Annotated in this window: 19 protein-coding genes; 16 read left to right on the forward strand and 3 right to left on the reverse strand. The window is 69.9% G+C overall.

Features of this window, described 5'->3' with window-relative positions:
- Positions 1-238: 238 nt before the first annotated feature.
- Positions 239-1,501, forward strand: coding sequence for a hypothetical protein (locus tag ACFYXH_RS30770; RefSeq protein ID WP_389569728.1), 1,263 nt, complete (start codon positions 239-241; stop codon positions 1,499-1,501).
- 54 nt (positions 1,502-1,555) lie between these two features.
- On the opposite strand, the gene ACFYXH_RS30775 is transcribed toward ACFYXH_RS30770, so the two are convergent.
- Positions 1,556-2,542, reverse strand: coding sequence for an ATP-binding protein (locus ACFYXH_RS30775; protein WP_389569730.1), 987 nt, complete (start codon positions 2,540-2,542; stop codon positions 1,556-1,558).
- A gap of 102 nt (positions 2,543-2,644) precedes the next feature.
- Between ACFYXH_RS30775 and ACFYXH_RS30780 the strand changes: the two genes are divergently transcribed.
- Positions 2,645-3,475 carry an oxidoreductase gene (locus tag ACFYXH_RS30780; RefSeq protein WP_389569732.1) on the forward strand — a complete coding sequence of 277 codons (831 nt, stop codon included), beginning with the start codon at positions 2,645-2,647 and terminating at the stop codon, positions 3,473-3,475.
- 337 nt (positions 3,476-3,812) lie between these two features.
- Here the strand turns inward: ACFYXH_RS30780 and ACFYXH_RS30785 are convergent, their stop codons facing one another.
- Complete coding sequence (locus ACFYXH_RS30785; RefSeq protein ID WP_389569734.1) at positions 3,813-4,661, reverse strand: HAD family hydrolase; 849 nt, start codon at positions 4,659-4,661, stop codon at positions 3,813-3,815.
- Between the two features lie 479 nt (positions 4,662-5,140).
- On the opposite strand from ACFYXH_RS30785, the gene ssd reads away from it, so the two are divergent.
- The 7 genes from ssd to ACFYXH_RS30820 all read left to right on the forward strand — a co-directional run bounded on the left by ssd (position 5,141) and on the right by ACFYXH_RS30820 (position 10,080).
- Complete coding sequence (ssd, locus tag ACFYXH_RS30790; RefSeq protein ID WP_389569736.1) at positions 5,141-6,244, forward strand: septum site-determining protein Ssd; 1,104 nt, start codon at positions 5,141-5,143, stop codon at positions 6,242-6,244.
- On the forward strand, positions 6,241-7,389 hold the full coding sequence (locus ACFYXH_RS30795) for a TadA family conjugal transfer-associated ATPase (protein ID WP_389569739.1): 1,149 nt from the start codon (positions 6,241-6,243) through the stop codon (positions 7,387-7,389). The genes ssd and ACFYXH_RS30795 overlap by 4 nt, the downstream gene beginning before the upstream one ends.
- On the forward strand, positions 7,389-8,237 hold the full coding sequence (locus ACFYXH_RS30800; protein WP_389569742.1) for a type II secretion system F family protein: 849 nt from the start codon (positions 7,389-7,391) through the stop codon (positions 8,235-8,237). Before ACFYXH_RS30795 ends, ACFYXH_RS30800 begins: the two co-directional genes overlap by 1 nt.
- On the forward strand, positions 8,234-9,004 hold the full coding sequence (locus tag ACFYXH_RS30805) for a type II secretion system F family protein (protein WP_389569744.1): 771 nt from the start codon (positions 8,234-8,236) through the stop codon (positions 9,002-9,004). The genes ACFYXH_RS30800 and ACFYXH_RS30805 overlap by 4 nt, the downstream gene beginning before the upstream one ends.
- A 71-nt stretch (positions 9,005-9,075) precedes the next feature.
- Positions 9,076-9,231, forward strand: a complete 156-nt coding sequence (locus ACFYXH_RS30810; RefSeq protein ID WP_385301865.1) for a DUF4244 domain-containing protein — start codon at positions 9,076-9,078, stop codon at positions 9,229-9,231.
- A gap of 46 nt (positions 9,232-9,277) precedes the next feature.
- Complete coding sequence (locus tag ACFYXH_RS30815) at positions 9,278-9,718, forward strand: TadE family type IV pilus minor pilin (RefSeq protein WP_389570040.1); 441 nt, start codon at positions 9,278-9,280, stop codon at positions 9,716-9,718.
- Positions 9,715-10,080, forward strand: a complete 366-nt coding sequence (locus ACFYXH_RS30820; RefSeq protein ID WP_389569747.1) for an Rv3654c family TadE-like protein — start codon at positions 9,715-9,717, stop codon at positions 10,078-10,080. Before ACFYXH_RS30815 ends, ACFYXH_RS30820 begins: the two co-directional genes overlap by 4 nt.
- Here the strand turns inward: ACFYXH_RS30820 and ACFYXH_RS30825 are convergent.
- Entirely contained in the window at positions 10,016-12,499 is a 2,484-nt protein-coding gene (locus ACFYXH_RS30825) for a DEAD/DEAH box helicase (protein WP_389569749.1), read from the reverse strand. The two genes, ACFYXH_RS30820 and ACFYXH_RS30825, sit on opposite strands and share 65 nt — an antisense overlap.
- Before the next feature lie 79 nt (positions 12,500-12,578).
- Here ACFYXH_RS30825 and ACFYXH_RS30830 point away from each other — a divergent pair, with 79 nt between their 5' ends.
- From ACFYXH_RS30830 to topA, 7 genes are all read left to right on the forward strand, one after another.
- On the forward strand, positions 12,579-12,932 hold the full coding sequence (locus ACFYXH_RS30830; RefSeq protein ID WP_003967428.1) for an STAS domain-containing protein: 354 nt from the start codon (positions 12,579-12,581) through the stop codon (positions 12,930-12,932).
- 91 nt (positions 12,933-13,023) lie between these two features.
- Positions 13,024-13,473: an ATP-binding protein gene (locus ACFYXH_RS30835; RefSeq protein WP_362677982.1), complete on the forward strand. Its 450-nt coding sequence runs from the start codon at positions 13,024-13,026 to the stop codon at positions 13,471-13,473.
- A gap of 274 nt (positions 13,474-13,747) precedes the next feature.
- Positions 13,748-16,153, forward strand: a complete 2,406-nt coding sequence (locus ACFYXH_RS30840) for a sodium-translocating pyrophosphatase (RefSeq protein WP_389569751.1) — start codon at positions 13,748-13,750, stop codon at positions 16,151-16,153.
- Between the two features lie 187 nt (positions 16,154-16,340).
- Complete coding sequence (locus ACFYXH_RS30845; RefSeq protein ID WP_389569753.1) at positions 16,341-17,027, forward strand: small secreted protein; 687 nt, start codon at positions 16,341-16,343, stop codon at positions 17,025-17,027.
- Positions 17,028-17,164: 137 nt separating this feature from the next.
- Positions 17,165-18,676: a methyltransferase gene (locus tag ACFYXH_RS30850; protein WP_389569756.1), complete on the forward strand. Its 1,512-nt coding sequence runs from the start codon at positions 17,165-17,167 to the stop codon at positions 18,674-18,676.
- A gap of 304 nt (positions 18,677-18,980) precedes the next feature.
- Positions 18,981-19,178 carry a hypothetical protein gene (locus ACFYXH_RS30855; RefSeq protein ID WP_327325194.1) on the forward strand — a complete coding sequence of 66 codons (198 nt, stop codon included), beginning with the start codon at positions 18,981-18,983 and terminating at the stop codon, positions 19,176-19,178.
- 210 nt (positions 19,179-19,388) lie between these two features.
- Positions 19,389-22,235 (forward strand): type I DNA topoisomerase, encoded by a 2,847-nt coding sequence (topA, locus tag ACFYXH_RS30860; RefSeq protein ID WP_389569760.1) that lies wholly within the window; start codon positions 19,389-19,391, stop codon positions 22,233-22,235.
- Positions 22,236-22,248 lie beyond the last annotated feature (13 nt).

The raw sequence follows: 22,248 nt of genomic DNA on the forward strand, positions 1-22,248 counted from the left end.
GGTCACGGCGTGCAGCGGCGGGATTCTCAACTCTCGGTAAATGGATCGTAATGCAGAGTAAAGAGTCTGGCATTAATTTCAGGGCAAATAGGGCAGTCTTTCACCCGATCCAGTGATTAATGATTTGAACGCGGCTCGTCGCGCTTCCCTCTCACCACCGCGATGCGAGTTTGTCGGCGCCGTAAGTAGGTCGTCGTACAGACGTATAGGCATACAGCCCAGGAAAGAGGGTGGGCGGATGAAGGCCGCTACGAAGAGGATCGCTGTCGCCGCAGTCGCAACGGCGCTGGTCGCGGGGCTCGCCGGCTGTTCCGGTACGGAGGCCCCGTCCGCCCGCAAGCAGGACGCCCCCCGGGCGAAGCACGGCGCCCCCGGAGCAAAGCACGGTGCTGCGGGGCCCCAGAGTGCGGTACGTCTCATCGGCGACGGCTCGACGGCGTTCACCGGAGCTCAGCCCGGCCTGATGAAGCCACAGCGTCTGAAGCCCGGTCAGGCGCCACCGCAGTTCGTGGTGTTCTCCTGGGACGGGGCCAGCGAGGACAGTCAGAAGCTCTTCTCGCACTTCCGCAATGTCGGCAGGAAGTACGACGCGACGATGACCTACTTCCTCAGCGGCGTCTATCTGCTCCCCGAGGCGAAGGCGAACCTCTACGACCCGCCCCAGCACTCGGCCGGAAGCTCCGAAATCGGCTTCAATGACATCCAGGGCATCAGGGATACCGTGCGTGAGCTGCGCGGCGCCTGGCAGGAGGGCAATGAGGTGGGTACCCACTTCAACGGCCACTTCTGCGGCAAGGACGGAGGGGTCGGCAACTGGTCCGTCGACGAGTGGAAGAGCGAGATCAGTCAGGCCAAGTCCTTTGTGGAGAACTGGAGGACGAACGCCGGCCTGGAGGCCGAGCAGCCGCTGCCCTTCGACTACGAGAAGGAGCTCATCGGCGCCCGCACGCCCTGCCTCGAGGGCCGCCCGAACTTTCTCCGTGCCGCGAGCGAGTTGGGCTTCCGCTATGACACCAGCGGCGTCAATGACCAGATCTGGCCCAAGAAGGAACTGGGCCTGTGGGACCTGTCGATGCAGTTGGTCCCGGTACCGGGTCGCGCCTTTGAGACGCTCTCCATGGACTACAACTTCATGGTCAACCAGTCGGGGACGGTCAACGGCGACCCGGCGGAGCGCAAGTACTGGGGCAACCAGATGCGCGACGGCCTGGTGCAGGCCTTCAACCGCGCGTACAAGGGCAATCGCGCCCCGCTGATCATCGGCAACCACTTCGAATCCTGGAACGGCGGCACGTATATGCGCGCCGTCGAGGAGACGATCGCGACGGTCTGTGTGAAGCGCGATGTGAAGTGCGTGTCCTTCCGGCAGCTCGCCGACTGGCTGGACGCGCAGGACCCGGCGGTCCTCCAGAAGATGCACGGCCTGGAGGTCGGCCAGGCCCCGCCGGGCGGCTGGACGAGCTTCCTCGCCGCCCAGCCCGCGGCGAAGTGGGCTGAGTAGCACTGACATCCGCCACACGCCCGGGGAGTATGCCGGTCCTGGGGGGCGGTTTCCTCAGCTGGGCTGGGGTACTGCCGAATGCTCGCCCAGCACGAAGCCGGGGTCGACCTGCGCCGCCAGGTTGGCGCCGGTCTTCGCGTTCCCCCAGCTCTCCGCGTTCTTCAGGTGGAAGTGCACCATCTGGCGCATGTAGCGCTCCCAGTCGCGGTTCTCGTACGAGTCCTCCGCGGCGTTCTGCAGGGCCTGCAGCGACATGCGGTTCTCCGCCTCCAGCAGCTCGAAGCGCGGCGGCCGGCCCTTCTCCATCGCCCTGACCCAGTCGGAGTGTCCGACGGTGACGAGCAGGTCGTCGCCCACCTCCTCGCGCAGGAAGTCCACGTCGTCCCGGCCCTGCACCTTGTTGCCGACGACCTTCAGTGCGACGCCGAAGTCCCGTGCGTACTCCTTGTACTGGCGATAGACGGAGACGCCCTTGCGAGTCGGTTCGGCCACCAGGAACGTCATGTCGAAACGCGTGAACATCCCGGAGGCGAAGGAGTCCGAGCCCGCGGTCATGTCGACGACCACATACTCGTCCGGGCCGTCGATCAGATGGTTGAGGCAGAGCTCGACCGCTCCGACCTTGGAGTGGTAGCAGGACACCCCCAGATCGGACTCGGTGAAGGGGCCCGTCGCCATCAGCCGGATGTCCCCGTCGTCGAGGCGGACGGTGCGGGCACAGGCCTCGTAGACCGGGTTGTCCTCATTGACGCGCAGCAGCCGCGAGCCCTCGCCCGGCGGCGTGGTCTTGATCATCGTCTCGGCGGAGGCGACCCGGGGGTTGGAGCCACGCAGGTAGTCCTTGATGAGCGGCAGATGCGCTCCCATCGCGGGCAGCGCGGCGGTCTCCGCCTCGTCGAGACCGAGCGCGGCCCCCAGGTGCTGGTTGATGTCGGCGTCCACCGCGACGACGGGGGCTTCATTGGCGGCCAGGTGGCGGATGAAGAGCGAGGACAGCGTGGTCTTGCCGCTGCCGCCCTTCCCTACGAAAGCGATCTTCATGTTCACCTAGGGTAGCGGCATGTGTGCACGGTGTGGTCGAGGTGCGTGAACAAGACCACTCCAATGTGGGACGCGCCCCGCGGGCGCGTAGCCTCGCTACCTATGAGTACGAATGCCTCGTCGGTCGACCCCCTCGCCACTCTCGGCTCCCTGCCGGGCGTCGCCGACTCCGTGGACTCCGTACGCAAAGCCGTCGACCGCGTCTACGGGCACCGGGTCATGCGGCGCCGCAGTAATGAGGTCACCTCGGAGGCGGCACTGCGCGGAGCGCGCGGTTCCGCCGCGCTGTCCGAAGCGGACTGGGCCCTGGAGGAAGTACGCAGGCGCACCGACTTCGGCGTCGAGGCCGAGGCACGTACGGTCGGCGCGGCGCTGCGGCTGACCGCCGAGGCCGGTCAACTGCTCTCGATCTGGCGGCAGTCGCCGCTCCGGGTGCTGGCCCGGCTGCACCTGGTCGCGGCAGGCGGCGCCGGTGACGACGAGACGGTGGGCCGTCCGCGCCTGGCGGGCGAGACGGTCGACGAGCCGCTGATCGAGGCGCCGCTGCCGGACGCGAGCGAGGTGGCCGGCCGACTGGACGGCCTGGCGGAGCTGATCATCGTGGGAAGTTCCGCGCCGGCGCTGGTGACGGCGGCCGTGGTGCACGGCGAGCTGCTGGCGCTGCGCCCCTTCGGCTCGTACAACGGCCTGGTCGCGCGGGCGGCCGAGCGCATTGTGCTGATCGGCAGCGGACTCGACCCCAAGTCGATCTGCCCGGCGGAGGTCGGCCACGCGGAGCAGGGACGGGCGGCGTACGTCGCGGCCTTCGAGGGCTATCGCTCCGGAACGCCGGAGGGCATGGCCGCCTGGATCGCGCACTGCGGGCGTGCGGTCGAGCTGGGAGTCAGGGAGTCGACGGCGGTGTGCGAGGCGCTGCAGCGCGGCGCTGCCTGAACTGCCTCTGAAAAAGCCCCTGAACAGGGTTGCGGCGGTACCAATGGGTGGTACCGCCGCTGGCACGTCCGCCGAGTTACCATGCGTCCTCGAATATTTGCCCATCAGGTCGGGAACTTCTGCCCGTCACCTGGTGCGGCTGGCCCGTAATCGACGGGTCGACGTCGCGTGGGTGCTCAGTTTTCATGCTTCGGTCCGTGGGCCTTCATGCGTTAAAGGTGATCCTTTCGGATGTCCTTGGTCTCGCGGGCCGTTAAGTCCTTTCTACTCCTGCTCGCGGTGAAGCGGAACCCCTGGCTGCGCATCTTTACTTTTAGGTTCAAATACGGGCGAATTACTATACGGCGGTGGCCTGCGCGGCTGCGGTGCGCCGACGGCTGGCGTACCAGACCAGTCCGGCCGTGGCGGCGGCCGCACCCACCGCGGCCGCCGCGACCAGAGCGGGACGTGCCGGCATGGAGAACGCGGGCAGCCGCTGCTTCAGTTGCACCGGGCGATTGAAGGCGAGAATCGGCCAGCCGCGCGCGGTCGCCTCGCGGCGCAGTGCGCGGTCCGGATTTACGGCGTACGGATGGCCGACAGACGCCAGCATCGGGACATCGGTGGCCGAGTCGCTGTATGCATAACAGCGGGCCAGGTCGTATCCCTCGGACGCGGCCAGCTCCTTGACCGCTTCCGCTTTGGTCGGCCCGTACGCGTAGTACTCCACTTCGCCCGTGAAGCAGCCGTCGTCGCCGACCACCATGCGGGTGGCCACCACCCGGTCCGCGCCGAGGAGCTCGCCGATCGGCTCGACGACCTCCGCGCCGGAGGTGGAGACGATGACAACGTCGCAGCCGGCCGTGTGGTGCTCCTCGATGAGCGATGCGGCCTCGTCGTAAATGATCGGGTCGATCAGGTCATGGAGGGTCTCGGCGACGATCTCCTTGACCTGCTGGACGTTCCAGCCCTTGCAGAGCGCGGAGAGGTACTGGCGCATCCGCTCCATCTGGTCGTGATCGGCGCCGCCCGCGAGAAAAACGAACTGGGCATAGGCGGTGCGTAGTACGGCGCGCCGGTTGATCAGCCCGCCTTGGTAGAAGGACTTGCTGAAGGTCAGAGTCGATGACTTCGCAATGACCGTCTTGTCCAGGTCAAAGAAGGCAGCTGCGCGAGGCAAGGAGTGGTTTTCCACGAGCCTGAGCATAGGTGCCCGCCATTCGGCGTACGCTCGGGCGTGTGGGTTTGCCTGAGAAGGCTCTCGGGTACACCATGGAAGTCACGGATCGTTCGCGACCGTGCTAACCCGGTCCGGCTCCTCCCCCCCGAGTCGGCCGGAGAGACGACCCCCGCTCTCCCCCCCGGCGGGGGTCGTCGCATGTCCGGACGCCTTTCGTCCGCCTTCTGCGATCGACTCCGATCATTCCTCCCCTCCGCGGGCCGTGTCCGCTGCTGGGTTCCGCATACCCCGACTCGTCACTGAGCGTAGCGGTTGCGCTGCTCTCCGAGAGTCACCGGTATGGGCTACGGGGATATTCACAAGTGGCTAGTTGTCCACAGTTTTTCAGCAAGATCCACACGATTTTCCGGTGCGCTGCACGGTGATTCCACCCGCGTAGTTCGCGGACCGAAGGAATCGCAGATCTCGCCTTCAAGTGAGATCGAAGTAAGAGGGGCGTGGAGATCGTGGCTGGATCTATCACATCGCAACGGCCGCCGGTCGCCGAAGGGCGCCGGGACGGGCCGCTGATCGTCACTGAAGACCTGGAACTGCTCGACGATCTGCTGCGGCTGTGCGCCGCGGCCGGGGCCGAGCCTGACGTCCACCATTCGGTGCCGGAGCGACGGGGAAGCTGGGAGGGCGCGCCACTGGTCCTGGTCGGCGACGACGCGGCCGCGCGCTGCCGTGGAGCAACCCGCAGACGCGGTGTGCTGCTCGTCGGGCACGACCAGGACGACCCGGACGTCTGGCGACGGGCGGTCGAGATCGGGGCGGACTGCGTGCTGCGGCTGCCCGATGCGGAGAGCTGGCTCGTCGACCGGATCGCCGATGTGGTCGAAGGGGTCGGGCGGCAGGCGCTGACCGTCGGAGTGATCGGCGGACGGGGCGGCGCCGGTGCATCAACGCTGGCCTGCGCGCTGGCGGTGACCGCGGCCCGGGACGGCCGTCGCACCATGCTCGTCGACGGCGACCCGCTGGGCGGAGGGCTCGACGTGCTGCTCGGCGGAGAGCAAGCGGACGGCAGACGATGGCCGGATTTCGCCGCGTCCAAGGGACGGGTCGCCGGCGGGGCACTCGAGGAGTCGCTGCCCGAGCTGCACGCGCTGCGGGTGCTCAGCTGGGACCGCGGTGATTCGGTGGTGATTCCGCCGGAGGCGATGCGGTCGGTCCTGGCCGCGGCGCGCAGGCGCGGTGGGGTGGTGGTCGTGGATCTGCCGCGGCGGGTCGACGAAGGCGTGGCGGAGGCCCTGGCCCAGCTGGATCTCGGACTGCTGGTGGTGCCGGGCGAGCTACGAGCCGTCGCCGCGGCGAATCGGGTGGCGTCGACAGTGGGCATGGTGCTCCAGGACCTGCGGGCGGTCGTGCGCGGGCCGTACGCCGCCGGGCTGGACGAGCAGTGGGTGGCGGACGCCCTCGGGCTGCCGCTGGCGGGTGAACTACCCGTGGAGGCCGGACTGTTGGTGGCGCAGGACGGGGGCGCTCCGCCGGGAGGCAGTGGGCGCGGGCCGCTGGCGAGGTTCTGTACGGCCTTCTGGGAGCGGGCGCTGGCCGGGGGTGAGGTCTCATGAGCGCCGGGCTGCTGGACGCGGTACGACAGCGGCTCGCGGAGAGCGGGGCCGAGCCGACGCCGGCCAGGGTGGCGGCCGCCCTGCGGGCACAGGGGCGGCTGCTGGGGGACGCTGAAGTGCTGGGCGGCACCCAGGAGTTGCGATGCGAGCTGGTGGGGACGGGGCCGCTGGAGCCGCTGCTGGCCGATCCGTCGGTGACGGACGTGCTGGTGTCCGCGCCCGACCGGGTGTGGGTGGACCGGGGCCGCGGGCTCGAGCTCACCGAGGTGACCTTCGCGGATGCGGCGTCGGTGCGCAGGCTGGCACAGCGGCTTGCGGCGGTTGCCGAGCGGCGACTGGATGATGCCAGGCCGTGGGTGGACGCCAGGCTGCCGGACGGCACACGGATGCATGCCGTGATCCCGCCGGTGGCGGTCGGCTCGACGTGTCTCTCGCTGCGGGTGGTGCGGCTCAGGGCGTTTTCGGTGGGCGAGCTGGTTACGGCGGGGACGGTGCCGCCGGGCGGGGAGCGGGTGCTGCGGGCGCTGATCGAGGCCCGGCTGTCCTTCCTCATCAGCGGTGGCACGGGATCAGGCAAGACAACCTTGCTCTCGAGCCTGCTGGGGCTGGTGGGGGAGCGCGAGCGGATCGTGCTGGCCGAGGACTCGGCGGAGCTCAGGCCGGACCACCCGCATGTGGTGCGGCTGGAGTCGCGTACGCCGAACCAGGAGGGCGCCGGCCGGGTGACGCTGCGGGATCTGGTGCGGCAGGCGTTGCGAATGCGGCCCGACCGGCTGGTGGTGGGGGAGGTGCGAGGAGCCGAGGTCACTGAGCTCCTGGCCGCTTTGAACACCGGTCACGAGGGCGGCTGCGGGACTGTGCACGCCAATGCGGCGGCGGATGTGCCGGCGCGGCTGGAGGCGCTGGGGACGGCCGCGGGGCTCGACCGGGCGGCGCTGCACAGCCAGTTGGCCGCGGCCCTCTCGGTGGTGGTCCATCTCGTACGGGACAGGGGCGGGCAGCGGCGGATCGCTGAGGTGCATGTGCTGGAGCGGGACCCGGCGGGGCTGGTGCTGACGGTGCCCGCGCTGCGCTGGGGCGCGGAGGCGTTCGCGTACGAGCGGGGCTGGGAGCGGCTGCGGTCCCTGATCGGGGGTTCGCTGTGATGGCGGGCGATCCGATGTACGCGGCCGCGGTGTGTGCGGGTGCGGCGGCGTGGCTGACGGTCGGCAGGGAGCAGGGGCTGCGGCGGGCGCGGCTGCTCCTCGCGGGCGGCGGGCCGGTGGAGTTGCCGCCGAGGTGGTCGTGGCAGCGGTTGCTGACGGTGGTCCGGCTGCGGCGGGAGTGGCTGTGCCTGCCGGCGGCGCTGGTGCTCGCGGTGCTGGGCAAGTCGGTGCTGCCGTTGGTCGCGGGAGCGGTGGCTGTGCCGCTCGTGAGGAGGCGGTTGCGGGCCCGGGAGCGGAGGCGGGAGCGGGAGCGGCGGGCTGAGGGCGTCATCGCGTTGTGCGGTGCGGTCGCGGGCGAGCTGCGGGCGGGGTTGCAGCCGGGGCAGGCGCTGCTGTTCGCCGCCAGATCCACCGGGGTGCTGGGCGGAGCGGAGGCCGCGGTGCTGGCGGCGGCGCGGTTCGGGGGCGATGTGCCTCAGGCGCTTCGGGAGGCGGCCAGGCAGCCGGGAGCGGACGGTCTTGCCGGCGTCGCGGCCTGCTGGCGGGTGGCCGTGGACAGCGGGGCGGGTCTGGCCGCTGGGCTCGACCGGCTGGAGGCGGCTCTGCGGGCCGAATGGGACCAGCGGCAGGAGCTGCGGGCCCAGTTGGCGGGTGCGTGGTCGACCGTCGTCCTGCTGGCGGTGCTTCCGCTGGTCGGCCTGGCGATGGGCTGGGCACTGGGCGCCGATCCCCTCGGGGTGCTGCTGCACACCGCACCGGGCCTGGTGTGCCTGGTGGTCGGCGGGCTGCTGGAGGCGGCCGGGTTCTGCTGGGCCATGCGGATCGTACGGGGCAGGGAGGAGACATGACCGGGGACGCCGTCCACAGGCTGGGGGCAGCGGTGTGGCTTCTGGCCGCAGCGGCCTGCCTGGGCTTGGTGGTCGCGGGACGACGGCGCGAGCGCAGAGTGCGCAGGCGGATCGAGGCGCTGCTGGCGGTGGAGTACGAACGTCGGCGGTGGCGGCCCGACCGCGGCGTCTGGGCGAGGCGCGGGGTGGCTCCGCTGGGCGCGGTGATCACCGGCTATCTCCTGGTCGGCGGGGTGATCGGCGCCGTTGTCGGGCTCGCCGGGGCGTATGGCGTGTGGCGTTGGCAGCGGAGCCGTAAGCCTGCTGCGGACGTCGGGGACCGTGTGTCGGGTCGTCAACTACCGCTCGCCGCCGATCTGCTGGCGGCCTGCATCTCCGCAGGGGCTGGTCCGCGCGAGGCGGCGGAGGCGGTCGGGGAGTCGCTCGGTGGGCCGGTCGGAGAACGGCTGGCGCGGGCGGCCGCCGAACTGCGGCTCGGCGGTGAGCCGGCACAGGCCTGGGGTTGGTTCGGACAGATACCGGGCGCGGCGGCGCTGGCCCGCTGTCTGGAGCGGGCCGATTCCACCGGGGCACCGGCGGCGGAGCCGGTGTCCCGACTGGCCGAGCGCTTCCGGGCGGACCAGGCGCGGGCCGCCGCGGCGCAGGGCCGGAAGGCGCAGGTCCTGATCACCGCTCCAGTGGGGCTCTGCTTCCTGCCCGCCTTCCTGGCGGTCGGGGTGGCCCCGGTGGTGATCGGCCTGGCGGACGGATTGTTGAACGGCAACTGAACGAAATCTCTTGGGGGTTGGTTGGTATGTGGAATCCGTTGCGGGGATGGGTGCGCGGGTTGACGCGCAGGATGCGCAGGGACGAGGGGATGACCACGTCCGAGTACGCAATGGGGACGATCGCCGCGTGTGCCTTCGCGGCCGTCCTGTACAAGGTCGTGACCAGCGGGGCTGTCTCGGCGGCGCTGCAGTCGGTGATCGGGAAGGCTCTCAATGCGCAGTTCTGACGCGCCCGGTTTTGACGCGCCCGGTTTTGAGGTGCGCGGTTCTGAAATGCGCGGCCAGGTGGGCGACAGGGGGTCCGTGACGGCGGAGGCGGCCGTCGCGGTGCCCGCTCTGGTGGTCTTCGCCATGGCCCTGGTCTGGGCGCTGATGGCTGCCGCAGCGCAGATCCAGTGCGTCGACGCGGCCCGGGCCGGCGCCCGGGCCGCGGCCAGGTCAGAGCCACGGGCGGCCGCGCTGGCCGCCGCCCGCTCGGCGGCCCCGGGTGGTGCCCGGGTCACGCTGGGGCGGTCAGGGGCCCTGTGGCGGGTGCGGGTCGAGGCGAAGGCTCCAGGGCCGGGCGGGCTGGCGCTGACGCTGAGCGCGGACGCCGCGGCCCTCGCCGAGGACACGGTGGGCCAGGACACCGCGGCCCAGGACACCGCCCAGAGCACGGGAGCCGTCGGCCGAGCAGCCGCAGGCCCAGGAGACACCGCAGAGGCGGCCCAGTGAACCGCGAGCGCGGGTCGGCGACCGTCTGGCTCGCCATGGCCACGACCGTGCTGTGTGCGGTCTTCGCGGCCGTCCTGGCCATGGGCCAGGCCGTGGTCGCCCGACACCGGGCGGGCTCCGCCGCGGACTTGGCGGCACTCGCCGCGGCGGACCACGCCCTGAGCGGCACCGCCGCAGCCTGTGCGAAGGCGGCCGACGTGGCCCGGGCGCAGGGCGCGACGGTGGTGCGCTGCGCCGTGCGGGGCGAGATCGCCGATGTGACGGCGCAGGCCCGCTTCGGCCCGTACGCCCCGACGATCAGGTCGCGGGCGGGACCGCCGGGACCTCCTGGCCCGACGGGGCTACCCGGAGCAGTTCCGTGAGGAGGCGGACCGCGCCGCGCTTGTGCAGCGGATCGTTGCCGTTGCCGCATTTGGGGGACTGGATGCAGGACGGGCAGCCCGCCTCGCACTCGCAGGAGGCGATCGCCTCACGGGTCGCGGTGAGCCACTCACGGGCGGTGTGGAAGGCCCGCTCGGCGAAGCCCGCGCCACCCGGATGGCCGTCGTACACGAAGACCGTCGGCAGCAGCGTGTCCGGGTGGAGCGGCACGGAGACCCCGCCGATGTCCCAGCGGTCGCAGGTGGCGAAGAGCGGCAGCATCCCGATCGAGGCGTGCTCGGCGGCGTGCAGGGCCCCGCCCAGCTGCTCCGGGTTGACCCGGGCGGCGTCCAGCTGGTCCTCGGTGACCGTCCACCACACGGCCCGGGTGCGCAGGGTGCGCGGCGGCAGATCGAGTTTGGTCTCGCCGAGCACCTCACCGGTGATGAGTTTGCGGCGCAGGAAGGAGACGACCTGGTTGGTGACCTCGACGGAGCCGTAGCAGAGGCGACCGTCGCCCCACGGGATCTCGGTGTCGGTTTCGAGTACGGAGATGGAGGTGGTGTCGCGGGCGGTGGTGGAGTACGGCGGGTTGGCCTCCTCGACGAGGGCTGCGGAGTCCTCCAGGTCCAGATGCTTCACCAGGTACGTACGGCCCTGGTGAAGATGGACGGCACCGTCGTGGACGGCGGTGTGGGCGGCCGACTCGTCGACCGTGCCCAGCAGCCGGCCGGTCGCGGCCTCGACGATCTGGACGGGGCGGCCGCCCTCGCCCCGGATATCGGTGAGGTCGGCGGCCCGCTCGCGGCGCGTCCAGTGCCAGGCGGTGGCCCGGCGGCGGAGCAGCTTGGCGGCTTCCAGCTGGGGCATGAGCTCCACGGTCGCCGGGCCGAAGAGCTCAAGATCGTCTTCCGTGAGCGGGAGCTCGGCGGCGGCAGCGCACAGATGGGGGGCGAGGACGTACGGGTTGTCCGGGTCGAGGACGGTGGACTCCACCGGCTGCTGGAACAGCGCCTCGGGGTGGTGGACGAGGAAGGTGTCCAGCGGGTCGTCGCGGGCGACGAGGATGGCCAGGGCGCCCTGGCCGGAGCGGCCCGCGCGGCCCGCCTGCTGCCACAGTGACGCCCGTGTCCCGGGGTAGCCGGCGATGACGACGGCATCGAGGCCCGAGACGTCGACGCCGAGTTCCAGGGCGGTGGTGGCGGCGAGGCCGAGGAGCTCGCCGGAGTGCAGGGCCCGCTCCAGGGCGCGGCGCTCCTCGGGGAGGTAGCCGCCGCGGTAGGCGGCGACCCGCGGCGGCAGGGAGCGGTCGATCTCCGCGAGGCGTTCCTTGGCGATGACGGAGATGAGCTCGGCCCCGCGACGGGAGCGTACAAAGGCGACCGTACGGACTCCCTGGACGGTCAGATCGGTGAGGAGGTCGGCGGTCTCGGCGGTGGCGGTGCGGCGCACCGGAGCGCCTTTCTCGCCGTGGAGCTCGGTGAGCGGGGGCTCCCAGAGGGCGAACACAAGTTCGCCGCGCGGTGAGGCGTCGTCGGCGACCTCCTGGACGGGCAGGCCGGTGAGCCGGCCGGCGGCCAGGGCAGGTTCCGCGGCGGTGGCGGAGGCGAGGAGGAAGACGGGGTTCGCACCGTAGCGGGCGCATACACGGCGAAGACGGCGCAGCACCTGGGCGACGTGCGAGCCGAAGACGCCCCGGTAGGTGTGGCACTCGTCGATCACCACGTAGCGCAGCGAGCGCAGGAAGGAGGACCAGCGGGGATGTGAGGGAAGTATCCCGCGGTGCAGCATGTCGGGGTTGGTGAGGACGTAATTGGCGTACTGCCGGACCCATTCGCGTTCCTCGACGGGCGTGTCGCCGTCGTAGACCGCGGGGCGGATGCGGTTGCCGAGCGGCGCGCCGAGCTCCTTCACCGCGCGACGCTGGTCGGCGGCCAGGGCCTTGGTGGGGGCCAGGTAGAGGGCGGTCGTACCGCGACCGTTGGCGGCCTCGGAGCCGTCGAGCAGGGCGGTGAGTACGGGCGCGAGGTAGGCCAGGGACTTGCCCGACGCGGTACCGGTGGCGATGACGACGGATTCGCCGTCCAGGGCGTGCTCGGCGGCGGCCGCCTGGTGGGTCCAGGGGTGCTCGATGCCGGCCTGCTGAATGGCGTTGATCACTTCCGGGCGGATGCGGTCGGGCCAGACGGCATGGCGGCCGGGCCTGGGGGGCAAGTGCTCCGTATGAGTGATGCGCGCAGCTCGGCTCGCCCCTGCGGTGAGCCGGTCGAGGACCGTACCGGGGGAGGGGCGGGTTTCCCCGCTCTCGGGAGGTCGTCTGGGACGGTGATTCTTGGCCATCGGCACCGAGTGTGTCACCGGAGTGACGGACAATGGTCCCAAGGCGTCGTGCATGGCTGCTGGTAAGTGATTGAATGCCATCGCGGCTGGCGACCGTCCTCCGGCTCCGCCGGGGAGACCTCATGGGGCGGCCGCTCGATAGCAAGGTGCTGGAGGATCCGTGGACCTGTCCCTGTCGACTCGCAATGTGTCCGGCCCTGGTGGCGACCGTACGGTCGTCGAGGTCGGTGGCGAGATTGATGTGTATACCGCGCCCAAGCTGCGCGAGCAGTTGGTCGAGTTGGTGAACGACGGCAGCTACCACCTGGTTGTCGACATGGAGGGCGTGGATTTCCTCGACTCCACCGGCCTCGGCGTACTCGTGGGCGGCCTGAAGCGTGTGCGTGCGCATGAAGGCTCGCTACGCCTGGTCTGCAACCAGGAACGCATTCTCAAGATCTTCCGGATCACAGGTCTGACCAAGGTGTTCCCCATCCACACCACGGTCGACGAAGCTGTCGCGGCGACCGACTGACGGTCGGCGAGGACTGCCGGAAGAAGGAAGGGGCACCGGGCATCCAGCCCGGGCCCCTGAGATGCACGCCCGTACGTCTGAGGGGGATTGCATGGCGACCGTTGAACTCCGCTTCAGCGCCCAGCCCGAGCATGTCAGGACCGCCCGTCTGGTGGCCGCTGCCGTGGCTCGCCGGGCCGGGGTCGACGAGGCCGTGCTGGACGAGGTCCGGCTCGCGGTCGGCGAGGCATGCAGTCGTGCCGTCGGGCTGCACCGCAGCCATGGCATCACCGCCCCCGTTCGGGTGGCGCTGTCCGAGGAGGAGAAAGCCTTCTCCATCGAGGTGGCGGACGAGGTCCCGGCTGCGGGCGGCGGTGGGTCCCATGCGGCCCCAGGCGCCCGCGAGGCCGCGGACGAGGACCCGGACTCCGACGGCGAGGACGAGATGATGGGCCTCGCGGTCATCAGCGGCCTCGTCGACGACGTGGAGGTCACCTCCACCGAGGACGGTGGCGTGATCCGGATGAGCTGGCCCACGACGCCGGCCACCATAGCGCCCTGATCGTGCGGCCCGACCGTGCGGACAGTTTGCTGATCGTTTTGTAGTTCCGGGAAGTGAAGAGGCCCTGCTTGAGCAGGGCCTTTTTCCTTTTCCGTAGATCATCGATCAAGCGTCAATGCCTTTGCCCCATTACCTCTTTCGGGGGCACTTTGGGAACGCGATCATTTGCTGAGTAGCAAGTGAAGGTCAATTACATTTGTCGCGCCCTGTTTTGATCAGGTTCCGCTCCCTACAATCCGTCCACATCTTGAGCTCTGAGCGTCAAGGAGGACGAATGGCGGGGCTCGTCAACTCAGAACTGTCCGATCAACCCACTTCTCTCGCAGCCGCGGTACTCACCGACAACAACCGGCTGATCGTGATCGTCATCGCGGCAGTCGCCCTGGCGGCACTGGTCGTCGCCCAGCTGCTGGTGCGCCAGGTGCTGGCCGCCGGCGAGGGCACCGATTCCATGAAGAAGATCGCGGCAGCCGTTCAGGAAGGCGCGAATGCCTATCTGACACGGCAGTTGCGAACCCTCGGCGTCTTCGCCGTCGTTGTGTTCTTCCTACTGCTGCTGTTGCCGGCCGACGACTGGTCACAGCGAGCCGGACGTTCGGTGTTCTTCCTGGTGGGGGCGATCTTCTCGGCGGCCACCGGATACATCGGCATGCGTCTTGCCGTACGAGCAAATGTGCGCGTGGCCGCGGCCGCGCGTGAAGCGACACCGGCGGAGGGCGAGCCGGAAAAGGATCTGACGGCCGTCTCGCACAAGGCCATGAAGATCGCTTTCCGCACGGGAGGCGTGGTCGGCATGTTCACGGTGGGCCTCGGCCTGCTCGGTGCCTCCTGCGTGGTTCTCGTCTACGCGGCCGACGCCCCCAAGGTGCTCGAGGGCTTCGGCCTCGGCGCCGCGCTGATCGCCATGTTCATGCGTGTCGGCGGCGGCATCTTCACCAAGGCCGCCGACGTCGGCGCCGACCTCGTCGGCAAGGTCGAGCAGGGCATCCCGGAGGATGACCCGCGCAACGCCGCCACCATCGCCGACAACGTGGGCGACAACGTCGGTGACTGCGCGGGTATGGCGGCCGACCTCTTCGAGTCGTACGCCGTCACGCTCGTCGCGGCACTCATCCTCGGCAAGGCGGCATTCGGCGACGCCGGACTCGCCTTTCCGCTGATCGTCCCGGCGATCGGCGTGGTCACCGCGATGATCGGCATCTTCGCGGTCGCCCCGCGGCGCGCCGACCGCAGCGGGATGACTGCCATCAACCGCGGATTCTTCATCTCCGCACTGATCTCGCTGGCCCTGGTGGCCGCGGCGGTCTTCGTCTATCTGCCCTCTTCGTACGCCGAGTTGGACGGCGTCACCGAGGCAGCCATCAAGACGCACAGCGGGGACCCGCGGGTTCTGGCGGTCGTCGCCGTGGCCATCGGCATCGTGCTGGCGGCCCTGATCCAGCAGCTGACGGGGTACTTCACCGAGACCACCCGGCGTCCCGTCAGGGACATCGGCAAATCCTCGCTGACCGGACCCGCGACGGTGGTGCTGGCCGGTATCTCCATCGGTCTGGAATCCGCCGTGTACACCGCGCTGTTGATCGGCCTGGCCGTATACGGGGCGTTCCTGCTCGGCGGTACGTCGATCATGCTCGCGCTCTTCGCGGTGGCACTGGCCGGTACCGGCCTGCTCACCACCGTCGGCGTCATCGTCGCCATGGACACCTTCGGTCCCGTCTCCGACAACGCCCAGGGCATCGCCGAGATGTCCGGGGACGTCACGGGCGCGGGTGCGCAGGTCCTCACCGACCTCGACGCCGTCGGCAACACCACCAAGGCCATCACCAAGGGCATCGCCATCGCCACGGCTGTACTGGCGGCGGCCGCGCTTTTCGGCTCGTACCGCGAAGCCATCGCGAACGCCGCACGGGACGTCGGCGAGAAGGTCGGCGACGGCGCCCCGATGAACCTGGTCATGGACATCTCGCAGCCCAACAACCTGGTGGGTCTCATCCTCGGCGCCGCGGTCGTCTTCCTCTTCTCGGGGCTTGCGATCAACGCGGTGTCCCGGTCGGCGGGCGCGGTGGTCTACGAGGTGCGGCGGCAGTTCCGCGAGCACCCCGGGATCATGGACTACACCGAGACACCGGAGTACGGGCGCGTCGTCGACATCTGCACCAAGGACGCGCTGCGCGAGCTGGCCACACCAGGTCTGCTCGCCGTACTGACCCCGATCGCGGTCGGCTTCTCGCTCGGCGTCGGAGCCCTCGGCTCCTTCCTCGCGGGCGCTATCGGCACCGGCACCTTGATGGCCGTCTTCCTGGCCAACTCCGGTGGCGCGTGGGACAACGCCAAGAAGCTCGTCGAGGACGGCCATCACGGCGGCAAGGGCAGTGAGGCCCACGCCGCGACCGTCATCGGCGACACCGTCGGCGACCCGTTCAAGGACACCGCCGGGCCCGCCATCAACCCGCTGCTGAAGGTGATGAACCTGGTGGCACTGCTCATCGCGCCCGCGGTGGTGCAGTTCAGCTACGGGGACGACTCCAACGCCGGAGTGCGGGCGCTGGTGGCGGTACTCGCCATCCTCGTCATCACCGGCGCGGTGTACGTCTCCAAGCGGCGAGGCATCGCGGTCGGTGACGAAGGCAACTCCGCGGAGCGGAGCTCGAAGTCACCTGATCCAGCGGTGGTTTCGTAACACCAGCTCAAAAGGCGGGCGGACGGCGCATTTTGACGCGTCGTCCGCCCGTTTGCATGCGCGGGTGAGCCTTGTCTCCCTTGGTGCAAATGGCTGCAATAGGTTATGGATCGGGTGTACGACACGCGGTTGTCGCCCACATGGCGTGTATGTTCCGGGGCCGAGAGCCTTGGAAGGGACCAATCCGGTGAACAAGAAGCTTGCGGCCGCACTGTCCGGCGGTGCGGTACTGGTACTGGCGCTGTCGGGCTGCAGCAACGACAGCGGTGACAGCAAGGTGAATGCCTGGGCCAAGAAGGTCTGCGACCAGGCACAGCCGCAGATCCAGAAGAGGGCCAACGCCCAGCAGACCATCATCTCGACCGCAGCCGACGGCAAGCCGGCCGACATCCAGGCAGCGGACTCGAAGGCCTTCCAGGACATCGCCGCCGCGGACAGTGCGCTCGCCGCCGCCGTGAAGGCGGCCGGCACGCCGCCCGTCGACAACGGCGAGAAGCTTCAGACGGACGCGGTCAACGAACTCAACGGCACGGCCAAGGCGTATCTCGACCTGAAGAAGCAGGTCGACGCTCTCAACGCGAAGGACCAGCAGAAGTTCGCGGACGGCCTGCAGGGCGTCGCCGACGGGCTGAAGAAGATCGAGAACATGGACCAGGACGCGCTGAAGAAGCTGCAGTCCGGCGAACTGGGCAAGGCGATGGCGAAGCAGCCCGGCTGCCAGGCGAAGAAGACCTCGAGCCCCGCGCCCGCTCCCGACGCCCCGTCCGAACCGGCAGTCTCATCCTCCTCGGCGCCCGCGAAGACCGGAGCGACGCCCTCGAGCCCCGCGAAGGCCGGAGCGACCCCCTCGAGCAAGGCGTCCAGCAAGGCATAACCCGCCCCTGCCCGCCTCCGCCCGCGCGCCCGGCTCAGCCCCGCTGTACGGCTCGGCACGCGTGCACGGCCCGGTCCCCCGCACCACGGGGGCCGGGCCGTGCGGCGTTTGTCAGTGGCGGCGGCCACAATGGGCGGGTGAGTACGACCAGCCTTCCCGCAGGCCTTCCTTCGCCCGACCACTCGACCCGGCTGCGTGAAGCCCTCCTCGCCGCCGCTTTCACCGCCGACGGGCTGCTCGACCTGCTCGGTGCGCCCGCGTATGCCGCGCTCGCCCGCAGCGAGACGGTGCCCGCCCTGCGGGCCACCCGCGGCGACGGCGTCCTGGACACGCTCGTACGGCTGTTCCTGCTCCAGCGTCCCGTCGCGTACGAGCGGGCGCGAGCCGCACTGCCCCTTGAGGAGTGCCTGGCCGACGGCTGGCTGCTGCGCGACGGCGGGGAGGTCCGGGCCACGGTGGATGTGCGGCCGTACGGCGGACCCGAGGGACAGGACTGGTTCATCGTCTCCGACCTGGGATGCGCGGTCGGCGGTGCGGGCGGCGCGAGCGGCCATGGCGAGGAGGTGGTGCTCGGCGTCGGCGGGGCGTCCACCACGCTCGCGGGGATCACCGTCTGTACACCGGTCTCCTCCGCGCTCGATCTGGGTACCGGTTGCGGCATCCAGGCGCTGCATGCCGCACAGCACGCGACGCGGGTCACGGCCACCGATCTGAACCCGCGCGCCCTGCACTTCGCACGGCTGACCCTCGCGCTCTCCGGGGCGCCGGAGGCCGATCTGCGCGAGGGCTCGCTCTTCGAGCCGGTCGGGCAGGACACATACGACCTGATCGTGTCGAACCCGCCGTTCGTGATCTCGCCCGGCGCCCGGCTGACCTACCGGGACGGCGGGATGGGCGGGGACGATCTGTGCCGCACGCTCGTTCAGCAGGCGGGAGCCAGGCTGAACGACGGGGGATACGCGCAGTTCCTCGCCAACTGGCAGCACGTGGAGGGGCAGGAGTGGCAGGAGCGGCTGCGTTCCTGGGTGCCACGCGGCTGCGACGCGTGGATCGTGCAGCGCGAGGTGCAGGACGTGACGCAGTACGCCGAGCTGTGGCTGCGCGACAGCGGAGACCATCGCAGCGACCCGGCCGAGTACGCGGCGCGGTACGACGCATGGCTGGACGAGTTCGAGGCGCGTAAGACCAAGGCGGTCGGCTTTGGCTGGATCACGCTGAGGAAGTCCGGTTCCGAGCGCCCGTCGATCGTCGCCGAGGAGTGGCCGCACCCCGTCGAGCAGCCGCTCGGCGAGAGCGTGCTGGCGCATTTCGCGCGGCAGGACTACCTGCGTACGCACGACGACGCGGCCCTGCTCGCCGGTCACTTCAGGCTGGCGGCGGAGGTCGTGCAGGAGCAGGTCGGGCTGCCGGGCGCGGAGGACCCCGAGCATGTGGTGCTCCGTCAGCACCGCGGTATGCGGCGCGCCACCAAGGTGGACACGGTCGGCGCGGGCTTCGCCGGGGTGTGCGACGGCACGCTGAGCGCCGGGCGGATCCTGGACGCGATCGCCCAGCTCATCGACGAGGACCCAGTGGTGCTCCGCGACCGCACGCCGCAGGCCGTACGGCTCCTGGTCGAGGAGGGCTTCCTGGAACCGGTCCGTCCATGAGGTGAAATCGGCCAACATCCGCAAGCAGAACAGCAAGCAGAACAGCAGGAGCAGGAAGAACAAGAGAAACAAGAGGAAGAGGAGCTGCCGCCTCCGCTGCGCCTCCGCTGCGCCTCCTCGACCTTCCCGGCCCGCCCCTTCGCCCCGCCCCGTACCCCGCGCTCCGCCCGGCTCCCGATCTGTCACCGCGACCGGGCGGGTGAACCCACGCGGCGTTCACCAGGAATTCGTGCCCCTGACGCCCCGAGCTGTCAGCCTCGGGCCGCCGGGAAGTCCGGACATCGGGGAAGAACGGGGTACGGGTATGGAGAGCGGGCCAGCGATCTTCGCCGGGACGGCGTTCGCGCTGTTCGGGGCCGGGCTGCTGCTGTGGACAGGAGCACGCGTGCTGCACCGTGCCCCCGTCGCGCACGGAGTGAGCCCCGCCACGGCCGTCGCCCTCTCGACACTCTTCGGCGCGGCGTCCCTGGCCCTCGGGGTGTGGTGCTTCGGCCGCGTCTGATCTGGGGCCGGAGCCGCCGACCTGCCGGTCCGGGCGGCAGGAATGGCCGGAGTCGGGTTACCGTTCGAGTGGCCGTTGCGGGCTTTTGCCGTTTGACACGAGGGCGGGTTGTACCGTCACACTCCGCAGCGACAGCAGCGGCAGAACCGTGACCACGCGGTTCTACTGCCGTTTGTGCCCATCGAGCGTCGACCGGAGAGAAGAGCGAAGTTGTCCCCGACCAGCGAGACCGCAAAGGGCGGCCGCCGACTCGTGATCGTCGAGTCTCCTGCCAAGGCTAAGACGATCAAGGGCTATCTCGGCCCTGGATACGTCGTCGAGGCGAGCGTCGGGCACATCCGCGACCTCCCGAACGGCGCCGCCGAGGTGCCGGAGAAGTACACCGGCGAGGTCCGCCGCCTCGGTGTCGACGTCGACAATGACTTCCAGCCGATCTACGTCGTCAACGCCGACAAGAAGGCCCAGGTCAGGAAGCTCAAGGAACAGCTCGCCCAGTCCGACGAACTCTTCCTCGCCACCGATGAGGACCGCGAGGGCGAGGCGATTGCCTGGCACCTGCTCGAGGTCCTCAAGCCCAAGGTCCCCGTCCACCGGATGGTCTTCCACGAGATCACCAAGGACGCGATCCGCGAGGCCGTCGAGAACCCGCGCGAGCTCAACACGCGCATGGTCGACGCCCAGGAAACCCGCCGTATCCTCGACCGTCTCTACGGCTACGAGGTCTCGCCGGTCCTGTGGAAGAAGGTCATGCCGCGGCTGTCCGCCGGTCGTGTGCAGTCCGTCGCCACCCGTCTCGTCGTCGAGCGTGAGCGCGAGCGCATCGCCTTCCGCTCCGCCGAGTACTGGGACCTGACCGGCACCTTCTCCACCGGCCGCGCCGGGGACGCCTCCGACCCCTCGACCCTCACGGCCCGCCTGAACACTGTCGACGGACGGCGCGTCGCCCAGGGTCGTGACTTCGGCTCGGACGGGCAGCTCAAGTCCGACCAGGTTCTCCACCTGGACGAGGCGAACGCTCGCGCGCTCGCCGCTGCGCTCCAGGACGCCTCGTTCGCCGTCCGCGCGGTCGAGTCGAAGCCGTACCGCCGTTCTCCGTACGCACCATTCCGTACGACGACGCTGCAGCAGGAGGCCTCCCGCAAGCTGGGCTTCGGGGCCAAGGCCACCATGCAGGTCGCGCAGAAGCTGTACGAGAACGGCTTCATCACCTATATGCGTACGGACTCCACCACGCTCTCCGACACCGCCGTCTCGGCGGCGCGGGCGCAGGTCACGCAGCTGTACGGCGCCAACTATCTGCCGGAGAAGCCGCGCGTCTACGCCGGCAAGGTCAAGAACGCGCAGGAGGCGCACGAGGCGATTCGTCCTTCGGGTGATCGTTTCCGCACTCCGGCCGAGACGGGTCTGAGTGGCGACCAGTTCCGGCTCTACGAGCTGATCTGGAAGCGGACCGTCGCCTCCCAGATGAAGGACGCGGTCGGCAACAGCGTCACCGTCAGGATCGGCGGCCGGGCGAGCGACGGCCGGGACGCTGAGTTCACCGCGTCCGGCAAGACGATCACCTTCCACGGCTTCATGAAGGCGTACGTGGAGGGGGCCGACGACCCGAACGCCGAGCTCGACGACCGTGAGCGGCGTCTGCCGCAGGTCGCCGAGGGCGACGCGCTCTCCTCCGAGGAGATCTCGGTCGACGGCCACGCGACCAAGCCGCCGGCCCGCTACACCGAGGCCTCGCTGGTCAAGGAGCTGGAAGAGCGCGAGATCGGCCGCCCGTCGACGTATGCCTCGATCATCGGCACCATCCTCGATCGCGGGTATGTGTTCAAGAAGGGGACGGCGCTCGTGCCGTCGTTCTTGAGCTTCGCCGTGGTCAACCTGCTCGAGAAGCACTTCGGCCGGCTGGTCGACTACGACTTCACCGCACGCATGGAGGACGACCTCGACCGCATCGCGCGGGGCGAGGCGCAGGCCGTGCCGTGGCTGAAGCGGTTCTACTTCGGCGAGGGCGACGCGGACGCCGGTGTGGCCTCCGCGGCGGGCAACGGCGACGGCGACCACCTCGGCGGTCTGAAGGAGCTGGTGACCGACCTCGGCGCGATCGACGCCCGGGAGATCTCCAGCTTCCCGGTCGGCGAGGGGATCGTGCTGCGCGTCGGCCGCTACGGCCCGTACATCGAGCGCGGTGAGAAGGACGCGGAGGGCCACCAGCGCGCCGACGTTCCCGAGGACCTCGCGCCGGACGAGCTGACCGTGGAGTACGCGGAGGAGCTGCTGGCCAAGCCGAGCGGTGACTTCGAGCTGGGCGCCGACCCGGCCACCGGGCACCAGATCATCGCGCGGGACGGTCGTTACGGCCCGTACGTCACGGAGGTGCTGCCCGAGGGCACGCCGAAGACCGGCAAGAACGCGGTCAAGCCGCGTACCGCCTCGCTCTTCAAGTCGATGTCGCTCGACACGGTCACGCTCGAGGACGCGCTGAAGCTGATGTCGCTGCCGCGGGTGGTCGGCGTCGACGCGGAAGGCGTCGAGATCACCGCGCAGAACGGCCGGTACGGCCCGTATTTGAAGAAGGGCACGGACTCGCGTTCGCTCGAGACCGAGGACCAGCTCTTCAGCATCACGCTCGACGAGGCCCTGGCGATCTACGCGCAGCCGAAGCAGCGGGGCCGGGCAGCTGCCAAGCCGCCGCTGAAGGAGCTGGGCACGGACCCGGTCAGCGAGCGTCCGGTGGTCGTCAAGGACGGCCGCTTCGGCCCGTACGTCACGGACGGCGAGACGAACGCGACCCTCCGCACGGGCGACAGCGTCGAGGACATCACGCCGGAGCGCGGCTACGAGCTGCTCGCCGAGAAGCGCGCCAAGGGCCCCGCCAAGAAGACGGCGAAGAAGGCTGCGGCCAAGAAGGCACCGGCGAAGAAGACCGCGGCCAAGAAGACGGCAGCCAAGAAGACGACGGCCAAGAAGACGGCAGCCAAGAAGACGACGGCCGCGGCCAAGACGACGGCGGCCGCGGCGAAGAAGACGGCCGCGTCGGCGAAGGCGTCGACGGACGAGTAGCGAGATCATCACC

Source organism: Streptomyces sp. NPDC002730 (assembly GCF_042888805.1).
Classification (GTDB): domain Bacteria; phylum Actinomycetota; class Actinomycetes; order Streptomycetales; family Streptomycetaceae; genus Streptomyces.